The sequence below is a fragment of the Novosphingobium mississippiense genome (assembly GCF_044029535.1).
Lineage (GTDB): Bacteria > Pseudomonadota > Alphaproteobacteria > Sphingomonadales > Sphingomonadaceae > Novosphingobium.
The window spans coordinates 720,301-737,943 of record NZ_CP147003.1 but is presented as its reverse complement, the minus strand read 5'-3'; the positions used below and the strand labels follow the sequence as shown (position 1 = coordinate 737,943).

The window sequence follows — 17,643 nt, the reverse complement described above, 5'->3', positions numbered from 1 at the left end:
GCGGCCGATATCTCCATGACCACCGTCCCGTTCCTGCGCATCCCCCCCTTCCCTGGCCACCGCGCCGGGCCTCTCGCCGTGCCTCGACCGAACGGCGTGACTGCACCCTCAGACCTTTCCGTCGCGGACACGCTGGTATCAGCGCTACGGCAATCGAAGGTGGGCGGAACGTTTTGGGCGGCTTGGCTCGCGTCCGCAGCCGACCGCGACGTGATCCTTGCAGCCTCGTCGACCGAAGACCTTTCCGCCTGCATCGCCTGCGCCCGCGCGGCTGGACTGCTCGGCCGCGCCGTTTCGGTCGGCCCAGTCAGTTCCGAGGCGCTCCCCTCCCTGCCTTCCAGCCTGGACCCATGGCATATCTGCGCCGGTGTTAGCCGCGTGATTGCCTCAGCCAATGACGAGATCACGCTGATCGCTGCCATTCTTGGCCTGCCCCTCACCGTCGTTGGCACGGGCCGCTTTGCCGCGCTCGCCCAGCCCGAAGCACTGGGAGCTGTGGTCGCGGAGGAGCTTTGCCAGCGATGGACCTACCGTGATCCGTTTGCGGACCGCGAGATAGATGCCATCGAAGCCGTGGCTATTCTCGGGCGCTGGCGCGCCCTCATCGACGCCAACCGCGCGGTTGCATCGGTCCTTGGCATTGCCCGTTGGAAGCGGATCACGGCGGACAACCTGCTGTGGTCCGGCTCCAGTCCGGTGCCGCATGACCGCAAGAACGTGCCGGCAAGCGGCGCACAGGCGCTGGCCTGGATCACCCGTAGCGATCCCGCGGCGATTGCCGCGCTGGAAGCCAAGGGCGTGCCGGTCGGTGAGATCGAGGACGGCATGATCCGCTCGACCGGGCTCGGCGCCAATTGCGTGCCACCGCTGTCGATCGTCGTCGATACACAAGGGCCGCATTTCGATCCCGCCCAGGCCAGCGCGCTGGAAAGCCTGCTGGAAACCGCCGAGATCGATGCGCGGTTGCTCGCCCGGGCGGCCGATCTTCGTCGCCGACTGGTGCAGGCGGGCATTAGCAAATATGAGAATGACGGCAACCGGATCGTCGAACGCGAGGACGCGCGATCGGATGGCCGCCGTCTCGTTCTGGTCACCGGGCAGGTGGAGGACGATCGCGCCGTGCTCACCGGCGGCGGTGGCCTTGGCAATCTTGAACTGCTGCGCCGGGCACGGGCGCAGGAACCCGAATCCCGCATCATCTTCAAGCCACATCCGGATGTGGAAGCCGGCCACCGCAAGGGCCACGTACCCGACGCGCAGGCGCTGGAATTCGCCGATGAGATCGACCGCACATCCTCGATCGCCGCGCTGCTGGACCGCGTGGACGCTCTGCACGTCATCAGCTCATTGGCCGGGTTCGAGGGATTGATGCGCGGACGCGAAGTCGTCACCCACGGCGTGCCTTTCTATGCCGGCTGGGGCCTCACGCGCGACCTTGGTCCGGTCCCCGGTCGCCGCACGCGCCGCCGCACGCTGGACGAACTGGTGGCGGCCACGCTCATTCTCTATCCGCGCTACCTCGACCCGGTTACCCGCCTGCCTTGCGAGGCGGAAGTGCTGGTGGAACGCATTGCGGCAGGTCAGGCGATCGTTCGATCCCCCCAGATCTGGCTGCGCGAATGGCAAGGCAGGTTGAACCGTTTGCTCGGACGGCGATGACGTCCGCTGCATCGCTTGCCAATCGATGCAGCCACTTGCTAAGCGCGACAGCCCCAGAGGCAGGCGCCTCCCGACCGGACCAGATCTTGCCAGAAGCCCGTCTCCACCGACATCAAAACCTTGCCTCGCGGCCCATCGTTCTCGACGTCAGCCGCCTGATCTGGCGCCTTTGGCGTGGCCGGTTGCCCACCGGGATCGACCGCGTGTGCCTGGCCTATCTGGACCATTTCGCCAGCCAGTCCTGCGCGTTCCTGCAATGGCGCGATCGCCGGATCGTGCTGGGTCCACGCGACAGCGATCGCCTGTTCGCGCTGCTGATGGATGGCGTCGGCAAGCTGGACAAGCGCCGTCTCGTCCTGCTGCTGGCCCGCGCGATACCCCGAGCGGCGTTGGCTGCCCCCGTTCTGGCCGGACGGATCTATCTGAACGTCGGCCACACCGGCCTGCACGTCGATAGCCTTCCGGAATGGCTGCAACAGCGCGGATTGCGCCCGGTCTACCTGATCCATGACCTGATCCCCATCACCCACCCGAAATTCTGCCGCCCGGGGGAGAAGGACAAGCATGCCGTGCGAATGCGCAATGCCTTGCGCAGCGCCAGCGGTATCATCGTCAATTCCGCCGATACCGGCCGTGCCCTGACGGTATTTGCCGAACAGGAAGCCATCGCCGCCCCTCCCCAACTGGTCGCCCATCTTGGTATCGAGCCGGCGGCACCAAGCCGCAGCGCCGATCCCCATGCACGCCCCTACTTCCTGTCGATCGGCACGATAGAGGGGCGCAAGAACCATATGCTGCTGCTCGATGCGTGGGACAGGCTGCGCGACGAGCTTGGCCCCGACACTCCCGATCTGGTGCTGGTGGGCCAGCGCGGGTGGATGGCAGAGGCGACTTTCGCGCGCCTGGACGAGCCGGCATCGGAGCATGGCCGCGTGATCGAACTGGGGTCTTGCGACGATCACGCGCTGGATGCATGGATCGCCCATGCCCGCGCGGTACTGATGCCCAGCAAGGTCGAAGGCTATGGCCTGCCCGTGCTGGAAGCCATGCTGCGCGGTACCCCGGTCATCGCTGCCGACCTTGCCATCTATCATGAGATTGCGGCCGGCGTTCCGCTGCTTCTGAATCCCGACGACGCAGCGGCATGGGCCGCCGCCGCGCGGTCCTACCTGCAGGACGGCGCCGACCGTGATCGCCAAAAGGCTGCGCTGGAAAAGTTCCCGACGCCTGACTGGGCCAATCACATGGCGCTTGTGGACCCTTGGCTGGCAGGACTGCGAAATCTATAATAAAGCGCCGATTTCTGCGGGCTTCCCACCTAGATTAGTCCCCACTTATGGTGTGGCCTATCCGTCACAGATTGAGGCTAATACCCATTCTGCGACCAATTTTAATGAAACCAATTCTTGGCCTCTCCTGTTGGGCAGCTAGCGACAACCAAAGGAAGTTGGCTATGATTACCAAATCCCTCACGCTCGCGGCGGTGCTGGTTGCAGGCATCGCATCCCAATCGGCTGCAGCCCAGGATACCGACACCACAACTACCTCCACCTCCACCACCAGCAGTAACGGCACCTCCTTCCGGGGCATACGCGTCGAAGGCAACTTCGGCGGCGACCGCTTCCAGTCCGAAGGCAAGCACGACGACAACTTCGGCTATGGCGGAACGGTGGGATTCGACGGCATGTATGGCGACCGCATCGTGATCGGCGCCGAAGGCAGCTATTGGCGTGCAAGCAGCTGGCCCCAGAACTGCCAGGTGCTGCCCGACGACAACAGCATCTGCCACAAGGGCTTCGAGGAATGGGGCGCCGCCGTTCGTGCGGGCTATCTCGTCACTCCACAGCTGCTGGTCTTCGCCAAGGGAGGCTATGTGAACGCTGAACAGCGCCGCCGCATCGACGCGCCTGATGGCAACCAGCTGGTCTATGACCACTACCGCGCCGATGGCTACCAGGTCGGCGGCGGCGTGGAATATACGCTGACGCAGGGCCGGATGCCGGTCTACCTCAACGCCCAGTACGTCTATTCCGACTATCACGGCCACACTGCCCGCCAGCGCGTGATGGGCGGCGTAGGCGTCCGCTTCAAATAGAAGTCACGTCGAAACGGGGCCCCTGCCCCGTTTCCTGCGCGCGCTCCCTGCCGGTCGGCAATCGTCGCTATCCCCTCGGCAGGGGGCACCGCGCCAGATTACATGGCTCCATCACATAATCACATGGCCTCGCCGATGGCTTCCAGCGAACGCCGCTTGGTTTCGGGGAAGAACATCGCCACCACCACGAACTGCACCGCCATCATCGCCGCGAAGAACCAGAACGGCAGCGCCCGTGCGTGGGCGGCGGCGAGCGGGAACCCGAAGGCGATCACCGCATCCATGAACCAATGAACCGATGAGCCCAGGCTCTGCCCACGCGCACGCACGTCCGTCGGGAAGATCTCGCTGATATAGACCCAGATCACCGCCCCTTGCGAAAACGCGAAGAAGGCAATGAATCCGATCAGCAGCCAGAGCAACCAGTCCTGATGCGTGCCGCTGGCGAAGATCGTGGCGACGCCCGCCAGTGCGGCCGTCAATCCCACCGATCCGATCAGCAGCAGCGTCTTGCGGCCGATGCGATCGATCACCGTCAACGCCAGCGCCGTGAATATCAGGTTGCAGGCGCCGATGGCGATGGCCTGGCGATCTGCCGAAACGCCGGTGAAACCGGCGGCAGCGAAGATATCGTTCAGGTAGTAGAGGATCGCATTGATCCCGGAGAGCTGGTTGAAACCGGCAATGGCAATGGCCAGCAGCATCGGCCGGTGATGCCGCTTCCAACTGAGGCGCGGCGCATGGGTTGCTGCCTCCGCGCGGCGCCAGCGCGCCATCTCGCCCGCAACGTCCGCATTGCCCAGCCTGCCCAGCACGGCAGCTGCCTCGTTCTCGCGCCCCTTGGCGAACAACCAGCGCGGACTGTCCGGGATCGTGCGCATCATCACCAGCAGCAGCACTGCGGGAATGGCGGTTACGCCGAATTTCACATGCCAGTCCAGCGCGCCCAGTTGCAAGCTGGATACGAAGTAATTGCTGAGATAGGCCACAAGAATGCCCAGCACGACGTTGAGCTGGAATGCGCCCACCATCATCCCGCGCCGCTCGGCCGGGGCGATTTCGGCGATGTAGACCGGCGCCAGCACGGACGAGGCACCCACCGCGAAACCGGCGAGCACGCGCATGGCCAGCAGCACCGGCCAGTTCGGCGCGAAGAGGCAACCGATGCCGGAAACGAGGTAGAGCAGCGCAATCACCGCCAGCGAAGCCCGCGCGCCGAAGCGGTCGCCCGGTATACCGGCAAGCAAGGCACCGGCCAGAGTGCCCCAAAGCGCACTGGAAACGGTAATGCCCACCCCGGTCGCGTCCAGCCCGAAGGCGGTGCGGATGCCCTCCGTCGTGCCGGCGATCACGGCCGTGTCGAAGCCGAACAGCAGCCCGGCCAATGCCCCCACCAGTACGCCGCGGAAAAGCGTAGCGTTCATCCAGATAGCCTTTCCCAAGCCATTTTTCGATTTTCCAACCGATATTTCCCTGCCGGCAACGAGGGCAGGCACGCCGGCATATCGCGCGAAAATTGCGATTACCAGCGCGCAACCCGATAGCAGTGGGGATACCTTGCCACGCGCCATCAAGGATGGATGTCATTCGTGCGGCGCGCCGGTTATCCGCCGGCATCGACCCTGGAGCATAAACGACGACAAACTTGGTCCTCGTTATTACCTTGACCTAATAACGCAGACTCAGTATATCCGAGTTCATGGCACACCTGACCACCTCCGTCGAATATGCACTCCACGGCCTGCTCTGGCTGGTAGACAGCGATGGACCGCTGAGCACGCGGGAGATTGCCGAGATCCAGGGCATATCGCCCAGCTTCCTCGCGAAGATCTTTCCCCGGCTGGAAAAGGCGGGAATCGTCTCGGCCAGTGAAGGCGTGCGTGGCGGCTATCGGCTTGCCCGCGCTGCGGACCAAATCTCGTTCCTCGATGTCGTCGATGCCGTCGAAGGCGATAAGCCGCTGTTCGATTGCCAGGAGGTGCGCGGGCGTTGCGCCCTGTTCGGCGGCAATCCACCGCCTTGGGCAACCAGCGGCACCTGCGCTATCCACGCCGTGATGATCCAGGCAGAAAAGGCCATGCGCGACGTCCTGGCGACGCAGACGCTGGGCGCCGTTGCCGAACGCTTCGACCGCAAGGCGCCGGAAACCTACATGGCCGATCTGCGCGACTGGTTCGGCGATCGGCATGACCGGCGCACCGCGCGGACCGGACGCCCCCGACGCGAAGGCCCCAGTTGACCCTCTGAACCACGGCGCGGCGCCAATGTATCGTCGCGCGTCCTGACAAGATCTCCGTTTCTTTCCCGTCGCCCACCGGGCGCGGCCGGGAAAGCCGCCTTGCGCATGGCGCGCATAACAGCCGCGCATGGCGGCGCGATGACCTGTGCCCGGCAAACACCAAGGACATGACCAATGACCAAGCAGACCATCCTTGTCGCCGGCTCCGGTTTCGCCGGTGTCTGGGCCGTGCTCGCAGCTGCGCGCGCCATCGCTCTGGCGGGCCGCGAAGACCATGTCGACGTCATCATGGTGGCGCCCCAGCCCAAGCTGGCGATCCGCCCGCGGTTTTACGAAGCCGTGCTTGAGAACATGGACCCCGACGTTTCCGAACTGCTCGAAGCCGTAGGCGCGCGCTTCATCGACGGCATCGTCGAGAGCATCGGCGCGGAGACGCATGAAGCGACGGTCTTGCGCAACGACGGCACGCGCGAGGCCATGGGCTGGGACCGCTTCGTCCTCGCCACCGGCAGCCGCGTGGCCATGCCGCCGATTCCCGGGCTGGCCGAACACGCCTTTACCGTCGACCAACTCGATCAGGCCCATCATCTGGACGCGCATATCAAGGCGTTGCCCGATCTGCCCGAGACGCCGGCACGCCATACCGTCGTGGTCGCCGGTGGCGGCTTTACCGGACTGGAAGCGGCAACCGAACTGCACGAGCGCCTGCGCACGATGTTCGCTTCGCAGGAGCCGCGCGTCGTGATTGTCGATCCGGCAGCGGAGATCGGTGCCGAGTTCGGTGCCGAAGCCGGCCGCACGGTACGTGAGGCGCTGGCCGAGATCGGCATCGAACAACGGCCTGGCGTTCTGCTGGACGCGGTCGATGCGGGCGGCGCGCAACTATCCGACGGCAGCCGGATCGAGGCGGCTACCGTGGTCTGGGCCGCCGGCGTGCGCGCCCATCCGCTCACCGCCGAAGTTCCGGGTGAACACGACGCCGCCGGTCGCGTGGTTGGCGACCTGTTCCTGCGGGCGCCTGCCGCGCCGGAGATTTTCGTCACTGGCGATACCGTCAAGGCGGCCACCGATGATGCCGGCAATTTCAACCTGATGACCTGCCAGCACGCGCTCAGCCTGGGCCGCGTCGCGGGCTACAACGCTGCGGCCGATCTGGTGGGACTGCCCTTGCATCCCTACAGTCAGCCCAAGTACGTAACCTGCCTCGACCTTGGCGCATGGGGTGCCATGTACACGGAAGGGTGGGATCGCCAGGTCAAGCTGACACGGGCGGAGGGCAAGAAGCTGAAGCAGGAGATCAACGGCCTGTGGATCTACCCCCCTGCCGCCGATCGCGACACGGCCTTCGCGGTGGCCAACCCGGACTTCGTGATCGTGCCCTGAGTGATCGTACCCTGACCCACACGACGCCGACCTGCTGATACGGTCAGCCGCGCAGGGTTCTGACCAACCCGCGCTGTCATTTCCGATGGTGCACCGGCCTGTGGGTGATCGCCCACAGGCCGGTGGCCGCGCCTGATCAGGAAACGCCATTGCAGCGAATTGCCGCTTTCACCCGGCGGCAAGCTCCGTCCACTTCCTGTCCGAAGCATTGTTGGCAATGACGCTTTCGACGAAGGCCATCGTCCGCAACCCGGCATCGACCGATGGGAAGCTGCAATCCTTCCCGACTTCGCCCGCGATCCGATTGGCGAAGGCCCGATAGAGATTGGCGAAGGCTTCGATATAGCCTTCGGGGTGCCCCGCAGGGGTGCGCAGCCGCTGCAGGGTGGAATCGGCCAAGCCCGGCCCACCAGCGCGGATGATCTCGGCCGGGCGATCCAGCCAGCGTAAGTTCAGCGTGTTCGGCTCCATCTGGGCCCACTCCAACCCGCCATGTTCGCCATAGATGCGCAGCTTCAGTCCGTTCTCGTCACCTGCCGCCACCTGCGTTGCCTTCAGCACCCCACGCGCGCCGTCAGTCAGGCGAAGCAGGACGCTGACGTCGTCGTCCAGCCGGCGATCGGGAACATGGGTCGCAAGATCCGCGCAGAGTTCCTGCACCTGCAGCCCCGAGACATGTTCCGCCAGATGAAAGGCGTGCGTACCGATGTCACCAAGGCATCCGCCTAAACCGGCACGGGCGGGATCGGTACGCCATTCCGCCTGCTTGTTGCCTTCGCGGTCAATCGCCTGGCTCAGCCAGCCTTGCGAGTATTCGACCTGCACCAGACGAATCTTGCCGAAGTCGCCACGAGCCACGCGAACGCGGGCTTCTTCCACCAGCGGATAGCCGCTATAGGTGAAGGCAAGGCCGAACTGGCGCCCGGAGCGGGCCGCCGCCTGCGCAATCTGGCGCGACTCTTCCATGTTGAGTGCCATGGGCTTTTCGCAGAAGACGTGAAAACCTGCATCCAGCGCGGCAATCGCCATCGGCGCATGGAGGTGGTTGGGCGTCACGATCGACACTGCATCGATCCGCTTTTCGGGCGGCAGGGCCGCTTCCGCCACCAACAATGCGTCGAGCGAGGGATATGTCCGCTCCGGCTCGATCCCCAGCATTTCGCCTGAGCGCCGATTGCGCTCGGGATCGCTGCTGAACGCGCCGGCCACAAGCCGCCAGTCGCCGTCAAGGGCAGCCGCCGCCCGGTGGATGGATCCTATGAAGGCGCCTTCGCCGCCTCCCACCATGGCGAGGCGCAGGGTCCGTTTCATCACCGCTCTCCTTGTTTTTTCGGCTTGCGATAAAGCCATAATTTCAGGTCTTGATCCGATATGATTTACCGGTAAACGTAAGGCAACAAGAAATAAGACGGAGAGTCGAGGATGCGCATGACAGCAAGCCTCAGCCTGACACGCATCGCAGCTGCGGCGGCGGTGCTTCTTGCCCTGCCGCTCACCGGGCAGACGGCCGGCGCACAAACCGCGCCCGCGCCGTTCAACGCCTGTCGCGCCTGCCACAGCGTGGACAAGGGCGGGAAAAGCGGCATCGGCCCCAATCTGAACGGCGTTGCCGGTAGACAGGCGGCATCGGCGCCCGGCTTCAACTATTCCCCCGCGCTCAAGGGCTCCAAGCTGACCTGGGACGACCAGACGCTGGACGCCTTTCTGGCGGCCCCGGCGAAAAAGGTGCCCGGCACCCGGATGCCGATTGCCACGCCCGATCCGGCCAAGCGCGCCGCGATCATTGCCTATCTCAAAAGCCTGAAGTGACGGGACAATCGGCTATGCGCGGTCCGGCAATCTTTCTGGCGCAGTTCATGAGCGACGAAGCACCGTTCAACACGTTGGACAGTGCCGCGCGGTGGATGGCCCAGGCGGGGTACAAGGGCATTCAGGTGCCCAGCAACGATCCACGCTGCATGGACCTTTCGCTCGCCGCGGAAAGCCAGGATTACTGCGACGAACTGGCCGGGCGCTGTCGCGAGGCCGGCGTCGAGATTACCGAGCTTTCCACCCATCTGCAGGGACAGCTGGTTGCCGTACACCCCGCCTATGACGCCGCGTTCGACAATTTCGCACCGGCCGAACTGCGCGGAAAACCTGCCGAACGGCAGACCTGGGCGGTCGATCAGCTGAAGCTTGCCGCCAAGGCGAGCCGGCGGCTGGGTTTGAATGCCTGCGCAACCTTTTCAGGGGCCTTCGCGTGGCCGTTCTTCTATCCTTGGCCGCAGCGTCCGGCGGGGCTGGTGGAAGAGGCATTCGCGGAACTGGGCCGTCGCTGGCAGCCGATCCTCGATGCCTACGACGAAGAGGGTATCGACCTCTGCTACGAACTGCATCCGGGCGAAGACCTGCACGACGGTCTGACCTTCGAGCGGTTTCTGGACGCGGTAGGCGGCCATGCGCGCGCCAATATTCTGTACGATCCCAGCCACTTCGTGCTGCAGGCGATGGACTACCTCCAGTTCATCGACATCTATCATGACCGCATCAAGATGTTCCATGTGAAGGATGCGGAACTCAATCCCACCGGGCGTGCGGGCGTCTATGGCGGCTATGCCGACTGGGTCGATCGCCCCGGCCGCTTCCGTTCGCTAGGGGACGGCCATGTCGACTTCACGGGCATTTTCTCGCGCCTGACGCAGTACGGGTACGAAGGCTGGGCAGTGCTGGAATGGGAATGCTGCCTGAAGCATCCCGAGGATGGCGCGCGTGAAGGGGCCCCTTTCATCGAGGCGCACATGATCCGCCGGCCGGAACGGGCATTCGACGATTTTGCGGGGGGCGGCGATCCCGCCAACAATCGGCGCTGGTTGGGTCTGACCTGACGGAGACGCCAAAACAAACCCGATAACGAATAACCCCGATAACAAACATCACACGGGGCGAAGGGGTAGAGGAGCGGGCATGACGGGCATTAACCGGAAAAGGCTATTCTGGCTGAGCGTTCTGGCGCTCTTCACGGCGTCCATGAGCGCGTCGTTGCGCGCGGCGATAGCCAGCAGCCTGAAAGCGCAGTGGATCGATCCCATCGCGCCGATTTCGGCAGGCGAAATGATCGGGGCCGCGCTCGGCTCCGCATTCCTTGGCTTTTCGATCACGGTCTTCGTCGTCAGTGCCGTTCTCGATCGGGTGGGTATCCGCCGGGTCCTGATCGGCTGCGGCGTCGCCTTCCTGATCGGAACCACGCTGATCGTGGGTGCCGGCGTCTTCGCCACCGGCATGGCGGTCTACCACCTGGTCTGGCTGGGCATGTTGCTGAGCGGGCTTGGCTGGGGCTTTGCCGAAGCATCGATCAATCCGCTGACCGCCCGGCTCTATCCCGAAGACACCACGCATCGCCTGAACGTCCTTCACGCCTGGTATCCGGGCGGGCTGATCGTCGGCGGGCTTGCCGGTGTCTTCCTGGCGCCGCTGATGCCTTGGCAGGCGATCATGGCGCTGGTGTTTCTTCCGGCCATCGGCGTGATCGTGATTGCGGCGACCACCCGTTTTCCCGAACCTCCCGCAGCGGCCGGCGGCCGGGCGATGAAAGAGATGATGCTGGAGGTCGTTCGTCGCCCCAGCTTCTTCGTGTGGTTCGGCGCCATGTTCCTGACCGCGTCCTCCGAACTGGCCCCGGGCCAGTGGATCGACGTTGCCCTCACCAACCGGGTGGGAATGCGCGGCATTCTGCTGCTGGTCTACGTCAGCGCGCTGATGTTCGTATTCCGCCACTTCGCCGGGCGCATCGCCGGGCGCCTGTCCAATCCCGGGCTGCTCTGGGTATCCAGCCTGCTCGCCGCGATCGGCCTGTTCCTGCTGTCTCAGGCCCAGTCGCCGATTTCCGCGATCCTGGCATCGACCGTCTGGGGTCTGGGCGTCTGCGCGATGTGGCCGACGATGCTGGCCTCCGTTGCCGAACGCTATCCCCGCGGGGACTCCTGGGCGCTGGGTCTGGTCGGATCGGCCGGCGCGCTCGCCAGCTTCTTCGTTCTGCCGCGTCTGGGTGAAATGTTCGATCAGGCGAAAGTGGAGATTGCCGGCGGGCCGGAAGCCTTCACCCAGCTGAGCGGCGCCGCGCTCCGCTCTGTGGAAGACGCCGCTGCGTCCCAATCCTTTGCGCGGCTGACCTTTGTGCCGCTGACGCTGCTGATCGTGTTCGGCCTCATCTGGCTGGCCGAACGCCGCGCCGGGCGCAAGACCAACCGCGTCGCGGAGGGCGTCGCATGAGCCTGACGCGACGCTCGGTGATCGCCACCGGGCTGGCCGTCGCGGCAGCTCCGGCGCTATCGGCCGCCACCGGAAAGAGTGGCTCGAATGCCGCCCATTTCTCGCTTGGCTACGCTCCGCACGAAGGCAGCTTCGCCAGTCGCGGCGATCTGCTGGAGCAGATAGCCTTCGCCGCCGATCAGGGCTTTCGCGCCTGGGAAGACAATGAGGCGCGCAAACGGCCGGTCGAACAGCAGGAGGCGATGGCCCGCGCCCTGTCACAGCGCGGCATGACCATGGGCGTCTTCGTCGCCAGTATGCCGAAGTGGTCGGATTTCCGTCCAGTGCTGGGCAGCAACGACGATGCGGATCGCGATGCCTTCCTGGCGGATATCCGCACCTCGATCGAAGTCGCGAAGCGGCTGAATGCCAAGCACATGACGGTCGTCACCGGCTTCATGGACCGCAAGGTGCCTGAGGCAATCCAGACCGGGCGGATCATCGACTGCATGCGCCGCGCCGGAGACATCGTCGCACCGCATGGGCTGACACTGGTGATGGAACCGCTCAACACGCGGACCAATCATCCCGGCGTCTTCATGCAGTCGATCGCGCAGGGCTATGCCGTGGCGCGCGGCACAAACAGCCCGGGCGTCAAGATCCTGGCCGATCTCTACCATGAGCAGATCCAGTCCGGGAACCTGATCCCGACGCTTGACGCCTGCTGGGCGGAGATTGGCTACATCCAGTTCGGCGACAATCCCGGCCGCAAGGAACCGGGAACCGGCGAAATCAACTTCGCCAATATCGCCAGTTGGCTGCGCGCGCGCAACTATGCCGGCGTGATCGGTATGGAACATGGCAATTCGATAGCCGGGCGAGAAGGCGAGGAACGGCTGATCGCCGCTTATCGGACCATCGACAGAACATAAAAAGGGGAGCGAGAGGATGAAGTGCATCCCGATCGGCGTGCTTATGGTGGGGACTGCCCTCGCCGGCACGCTCGTCCACGCAGAGGACAAGCCGGGTTTCAAGGACACGCCGATCCTGCCGGGAGGCAAATGGCATGTCCATGATCCCGATCGCCCGGCACCGACCGTGGTCACGCCCGCATCTGCTCCCGGCGGGGCGCCGTCTGACGCGATCATGCTGTTCTCCGGCAAATCGCTCGACGCATGGCATGGCGAACGTGCTCCCTGGACGGTCGAGAACGGCGTGATGACCGTTCCATCGCGCGAACGGAGCGGCGGCGAGAACAATCTGATCTCAAATCAGGAATTCGGCGACGTGCAATTACACCTCGAATTCCGGTCTCCCAACCCGCCGGAAAAAACCTCGCAGGATCGCGGGAACAGCGGCATCTGGTTCATGCAGCGTTATGAGGTCCAAATCCTCGACGGCTATCAGAACCCGACATATGCGGACGGAACCGTGGGCGCCGTCTATGCGTGGAAACCGCCGCTGGTGAACCCATCGCGCCCGCCGGGCGAATGGCAAAGCTACGACATCGTCTTCGAACGCCCGCGCTTCGATGCGAAGGGCGGGTTGGTCCGCCCGGCCTACGTCACCGTGCTGCTGAACGGTGTGCTGGTGCAGAACCATCAGGCCATGCTGGGCACCACGGTCTGGCGCAAGGTGGCCCAGTATCAGGCCCATGGCGACAAGGCGCCGATCCAGCTGCAGGATCACAATTCGCCGGTTTCCTTCCGCAACATCTGGGTCCGCCCCCTGCCGGAAGAAGCCATCGCGCAGGATCTGAAAGGGGGAGCACGATAATGGACCGCAGAAACGCGCTTGCCGGCATGGTCGCCATGTTCGGCGCCCAGATTTTCGCCCCCCTCGCCCGCGCCGCAGGACTTGCGCCTGCAGCGGCCATTCCCGTGATCGACCAGGGCGCGCCCAGCGTCCGGGTCTTCACGCCGGAGCAGCGCGCGCTGATGACCGCGCTGTGCGAACGCGTCATCCCGACGACCGACACCCCCGGCGCCATCGCGGCCGGCGTGCCGGACTACATCGAAAAGCTGCTGGCCGACTGGGCCGTTGCGGAAGATCGTGAACCGATCCTGTCCGGCCTTGCGGAAATCGATGCCCGCAGCCGGCAGGACTACAAGCTGCCCGCCGTGCAGGCCAAACCCGAACAGCAGGACGCGCTGCTGACCTTGGCGATGAACGACCAACTTCCCGATGGGGAAGAGTTCTTCAAGGCATTCCGGCAGATGGTGATCGTCGGCTACTACACGTCTGAAATCGGCGTGACGCAGGAACGCGAATATTTGCCCGTTCCCGGCGAATACAATGGTGCCTTCCCTTATTCTCAGGTCAACAAGGTCTATTCCGCATGATGATGAATCGTCGATCCATGATGCTGGCCGGCGGCGTTGCCGCGCTTGCGACGCAGCCCTTCCTTGCCGGCCTTGCCCGCGCCGCGCAGATCCGCAACGTGGGCCTGCAACTCTATACCGTGCGCGAACTGTTCGCCGCCGATCCCGTCGCAACGCTCGAAAAGGTGGCCAAGATCGGCTATCGCGAGGTAGAATATGGCGGCGGCGGTTATGACACCATGGATCACGCGCTGCTGCGCAAGACCATGGACCGGCTTGGCCTGAAAAGCCCCTCGATCCACGTCGCTTACGATGCCTTGCTGGACAATTTCGACGCCAGCCTGACCATGGCCAGGACGCTGGGCGCCGAAACCGTGGTCCTGCCCTATATGGTCGACAAGCATCGCAACGGTCCCGCCTGGGATGCCGCGATCGCCAACATCAACCGCATCGGCGAAAAGCTGAAAGCGGCGGGCATGGGCTTCGCCTATCACAATCACGATTTCGAATTCACGGTGAAGCCCGATGGCGTCAGCCTCTACGAACGGCTGGTGAAGGGCACCGATCCCGCCCTGCTCAAGCTGGAACTGGATCTCTACTGGGCCATCTACGCCGGGCAGGATCCCCAGGCGCTGATCCGCAGCCTGCCGGGCCGCATCTATGCCTATCACGTGAAGGACATGCGTCCTGATCGCAGCATGACCTCGGTAGGGTCCGGCACGATCGATTTCGCCAGCATCTTCAAGCTGAACGCGATTTCCGGCGCGCGGCACTTCTACGTGGAGAACGACCAGGCCCCCGCACCGTACCTGCCGGACATCACCAAGAGCTTCCAGACGCTCAGCGCCCTGCGCTTCTGACCATCGACCGGGAGAGGATTACCATGGCTTCTACGGACAGGTTCGATGCAATCGTTATCGGCTCAGGCATCAGCGGAGGCTGGGCCGCCAAGGAACTGACCGAAAAGGGTATGCGTGTGCTGATGCTCGACCGTGGCCACATGGTCGAGCATGGCGAAGACTACACCTATGACGGCAAGCCTGCCTATGAGGTGCCCGCCCGCAACATCATGCCAGACGGCCTGCGGGAGAGCGACTATTTCATCGCCCAGCACGGCTATGTCGCCCCCAGCAACCAGTCGTTCTACAACAACGACCGGCTGAACCCCTACGATTTCGGGGAAGGCAGCAAGTTCTACTGGATCCGCCCCGGCGCGTTCGGCGGCAAGTCGCTGATCTGGGGCCGATGGTGTTTCCGCTGGAGCCCGGCCGATTTCGAGGCGAACAAGCGTGACGGCGTCGGCGGTGAATGGCCGATCAGTTATGATGACGTTGCGCCGTGGTACAGCTATGTCGAAAAGTATATCGGCGTATCGGGATCGCGCGAAAACCTCGACTACCTGCCGGATAGCGAATTTCAACCGCCAATGCCGATGAACGTGGCCGAAAAGTGGATGAAGCCACGGCTGGAATCCGCGTTTCCCGGCCGCAAGATGATCAATGCCCGCCTGTCCAACATGACCGAGGACAAGCCCGAGCAGAACCGCACCAAGTGCCAGTTCCGCAACCAGTGCAGCAACGGCTGTTCGTTCGGCGCCTACTTCTCCACCCAGGCGGTCACCCTGCCCGCCGCGCGTGCGACCGGGCGTTTGACGGTCCGCTCCGATGCGGTGGTCACCAACCTCGAATACGATCCCGCCAGCAAGAAAGTCACCGGCGTGCGCTTTATCGACGCCAAGACCGGGCAGGCGGAAGTCGTCAGCGCAAGGGTGGTTTTCCTGAACGCTTCGACCATGGGCTCGTTGCAGATCCTGATGAACTCGCGCCCGCAGGGCGGCAATCGCAGCCATTTCGACAGCAGCGGAACGCTGGGTCGCTATGTCATGGACCATATCTTCCGCGTCGGCGTGAAGGGCGACATTCCCGGCATGGAGGAATTCATCGAATTCGGCCGTCGCCCCGGCGCCGTTTATGTTCCCCGCTTCCGCAATGTCGGCAAGGACGAAAACCTCGGCTTCCGGCGTGGCTATGGCTATCAGGGGGGCGCCTATCGCGAACCGGCAAAGCCGGTGGGCTTCGGCGCGTCGATGAAGGAAGGGATGCGTCGGTACAGCGGCTGGAAGTTCCAGATGGGCGCTTTCGGCGAATGCCTGCCTTACGAAGACAACCATGTCGCCTTGAATGCGAACAAGGTGGACCGCTTCGGCGTGCCGCTGATGCAGTTCAACGTCACCTTCCGTGACAACGAATTGCGGATGATGGCGGATGCCCGCGAGCAGGGTGAAAAGATGCTGCGCGCCGCCGGCCTGACGAATATCGAAAGCAAGGTAAAGGAACACGTTCCGGGTGACGCCATTCACGAGATGGGCGGTGCGCGCATGGGCAATGATCCGCGTGCATCGGTGCTCAACAAATGGAACCAGGCGCACGATGCCACCAACCTGTTCGTCACGGATGGGGCACAAATGGCCTCCATTTCCTGCGTCAATCCGTCACTGACCTTCATGGCCCTCACCGCGCGCGCGGTGGATCACGCCGTGCAAGCGATGAAGTCGGGCGCGATCTGACGCACACGCCAAACCGCCGTTTCCAGCGCTATGATGGCGCTGGAAACGCGCTATCAGGGGATATGGGGACCGGAACCTGATGGCGAGACGAAACGAGAATGGCGTAACGATCCGTGCGGTCGCGCAGCGCGCGGGCGTGTCTGCAATGACCGTGTCCAACGTCATCAACGGCGCCGGCCGGGCCAGTGCGGCCACGGTGGCGACCGTTCAGGCGGCGATCGCGGAACTGGGATATGTGCCCAATCTGGCCGCACGAAGGCTCGCCAAGTCGCGGGCGACGACGGTGGGCCTGCTATACAGCAACCGCCGCACGCCCTTTCTGGATGCCGTGTTGGTGGGGGCCTTGCGCGCGACCAATGCCCATGGCCTGCAACTGATACTGCGCGACGGCGACGGTGTCAGCCGCGACGAGGCCGAACGCCTCGCGCAAGACCTCGTACGATCCGGTGCCGATGCGCTGCTGCTCATCCCGCCCTTTGCCGAACGATTGAGCGGATCAGACAGCCTGGCGGCGCTGGGCGTCCCCCTTGCGGCGATCGCCACCGGCACCGCAATGCCCGATGTAACGACCGTCAGGATCGACAACCGTGCCGCCATGACGTCCATCACCCGCAAGGTCATTGCCGGCGGCCACCGGCGCATCGCTTATGTCGCGGGCCCCGATCAATACAGCGTGGTCGCGGCTCGGCTCGAAGGGTTCCAGGCGACCATGCGCGATGCGGGGCTCGTCGAAGAGGCAGACCTGATCGTGCGGCATGGCGAATTCGACTATGAATCGGGCAAGGCAGCGGCGCGCACGCTGCTACAGCGAAAGGACAGGCCGACGGCAGTGATCTGCAGCAGCGACGATCTTGCCGCCGGCGTAGTCGCACAGGCCAATCACCTGGGCCTGCAACTGCCCAGAGACCTGACGGTGACGGGCTTCGACGACACCATCCTGGCATCGCGTCTCTGGCCGCCGCTAACAGTGGTTCAGCAACCCGTCGAAGAAATGGCCTTTCGCGCCGCCCAATGCCTGATCGCCGCGCTAGGCAAGGCCGAACCCGGCGTGACCGATGAAATTTTCGATCATGTAATCGTAGAACGGGAATCCGTCGCGCCCATAGACGCCCCGTGACCGCTGCCATGCCGCGCCCCTCACTGCGCGGCG

General features: G+C 64.2%; 16 protein-coding genes. 14 read left to right on the top strand and 2 right to left on the bottom strand.

Annotated features, from left to right (window positions below; genetic code table 11):
* Window positions 1-15: 15 nt before the first annotated feature.
* The 3 genes from WBP06_RS21955 (at window position 16) to WBP06_RS21945 (ending at window position 3,754) form a co-directional block, all read left to right on the top strand.
* The gene (locus tag WBP06_RS21955) at window positions 16-1,659 is read left to right on the top strand and encodes a beta-3-deoxy-D-manno-oct-2-ulosonic acid transferase (protein WP_395337208.1); all 1,644 of its coding nucleotides are present in this window, start codon (window positions 16-18) and stop codon (window positions 1,657-1,659) included.
* A gap of 86 nt (window positions 1,660-1,745) precedes the next feature.
* Window positions 1,746-2,948, top strand: coding sequence for a glycosyltransferase family 4 protein (locus WBP06_RS21950; RefSeq protein WP_395337207.1), 1,203 nt, complete (start codon window positions 1,746-1,748; stop codon window positions 2,946-2,948).
* Between the two features lie 164 nt (window positions 2,949-3,112).
* The gene (locus WBP06_RS21945; RefSeq protein WP_395337206.1) at window positions 3,113-3,754 is read left to right on the top strand and encodes an outer membrane protein; all 642 of its coding nucleotides are present in this window, start codon (window positions 3,113-3,115) and stop codon (window positions 3,752-3,754) included.
* Window positions 3,755-3,873: 119 nt separating this feature from the next.
* Here WBP06_RS21945 and WBP06_RS21940 read toward each other — a convergent pair whose 3' ends face one another.
* Window positions 3,874-5,178, bottom strand: a complete 1,305-nt coding sequence (locus tag WBP06_RS21940) for a sugar porter family MFS transporter (RefSeq protein WP_395337205.1) — start codon at window positions 5,176-5,178, stop codon at window positions 3,874-3,876.
* Between the two features lie 275 nt (window positions 5,179-5,453).
* Between WBP06_RS21940 and WBP06_RS21935 the strand changes: the two genes are divergently transcribed.
* Together WBP06_RS21935 and WBP06_RS21930 are read left to right on the top strand one after the other, a co-directional pair.
* Window positions 5,454-5,993, top strand: coding sequence for an RrF2 family transcriptional regulator (locus tag WBP06_RS21935; protein ID WP_395337204.1), 540 nt, complete (start codon window positions 5,454-5,456; stop codon window positions 5,991-5,993).
* A 174-nt stretch (window positions 5,994-6,167) separates the two neighbouring features.
* On the top strand, window positions 6,168-7,376 hold the full coding sequence (locus tag WBP06_RS21930) for an NAD(P)/FAD-dependent oxidoreductase (protein WP_395337203.1): 1,209 nt from the start codon (window positions 6,168-6,170) through the stop codon (window positions 7,374-7,376).
* Between the two features lie 168 nt (window positions 7,377-7,544).
* Here the strand turns inward: WBP06_RS21930 and WBP06_RS21925 are convergent, their stop codons facing one another.
* Window positions 7,545-8,687 carry a Gfo/Idh/MocA family protein gene (locus WBP06_RS21925; RefSeq protein WP_395337201.1) on the bottom strand — a complete coding sequence of 381 codons (1,143 nt, stop codon included), beginning with the start codon at window positions 8,685-8,687 and terminating at the stop codon, window positions 7,545-7,547.
* 111 nt (window positions 8,688-8,798) lie between these two features.
* Between WBP06_RS21925 and WBP06_RS21920 the strand changes: the two genes are divergently transcribed.
* From WBP06_RS21920 to WBP06_RS21880, 9 genes are all read left to right on the top strand, one after another.
* On the top strand, window positions 8,799-9,185 hold the full coding sequence (locus WBP06_RS21920; protein ID WP_395337200.1) for a c-type cytochrome: 387 nt from the start codon (window positions 8,799-8,801) through the stop codon (window positions 9,183-9,185).
* Window positions 9,186-9,199: 14 nt separating this feature from the next.
* Entirely contained in the window at window positions 9,200-10,243 is a 1,044-nt protein-coding gene (locus tag WBP06_RS21915; RefSeq protein ID WP_395337199.1) for a sugar phosphate isomerase/epimerase family protein, read from the top strand.
* Between the two features lie 79 nt (window positions 10,244-10,322).
* Window positions 10,323-11,627 (top strand): MFS transporter, encoded by a 1,305-nt coding sequence (locus tag WBP06_RS21910; RefSeq protein ID WP_395337198.1) that lies wholly within the window; start codon window positions 10,323-10,325, stop codon window positions 11,625-11,627.
* A complete protein-coding gene (locus WBP06_RS21905) occupies window positions 11,624-12,538 on the top strand; it encodes a hydroxypyruvate isomerase family protein (RefSeq protein WP_395337197.1) in 915 nt (304 codons plus the stop codon). Before WBP06_RS21910 ends, WBP06_RS21905 begins: the two co-directional genes overlap by 4 nt.
* Window positions 12,539-12,554: 16 nt before the next feature.
* Window positions 12,555-13,382: a DUF1080 domain-containing protein gene (locus WBP06_RS21900; protein ID WP_395337196.1), complete on the top strand. Its 828-nt coding sequence runs from the start codon at window positions 12,555-12,557 to the stop codon at window positions 13,380-13,382.
* A complete protein-coding gene (locus WBP06_RS21895; protein WP_395337559.1) occupies window positions 13,379-13,948 on the top strand; it encodes a gluconate 2-dehydrogenase subunit 3 family protein in 570 nt (189 codons plus the stop codon). Before WBP06_RS21900 ends, WBP06_RS21895 begins: the two co-directional genes overlap by 4 nt.
* Complete coding sequence (locus tag WBP06_RS21890) at window positions 13,945-14,787, top strand: sugar phosphate isomerase/epimerase family protein (RefSeq protein ID WP_395337195.1); 843 nt, start codon at window positions 13,945-13,947, stop codon at window positions 14,785-14,787. The genes WBP06_RS21895 and WBP06_RS21890 overlap by 4 nt, the downstream gene beginning before the upstream one ends.
* Window positions 14,788-14,810: 23 nt before the next feature.
* A complete protein-coding gene (locus WBP06_RS21885; protein WP_395337194.1) occupies window positions 14,811-16,493 on the top strand; it encodes a GMC oxidoreductase in 1,683 nt (560 codons plus the stop codon).
* Window positions 16,494-16,572: 79 nt separating this feature from the next.
* On the top strand, window positions 16,573-17,610 hold the full coding sequence (locus WBP06_RS21880; RefSeq protein ID WP_395337193.1) for a LacI family DNA-binding transcriptional regulator: 1,038 nt from the start codon (window positions 16,573-16,575) through the stop codon (window positions 17,608-17,610).
* Window positions 17,611-17,643: the final 33 nt, after the last annotated feature.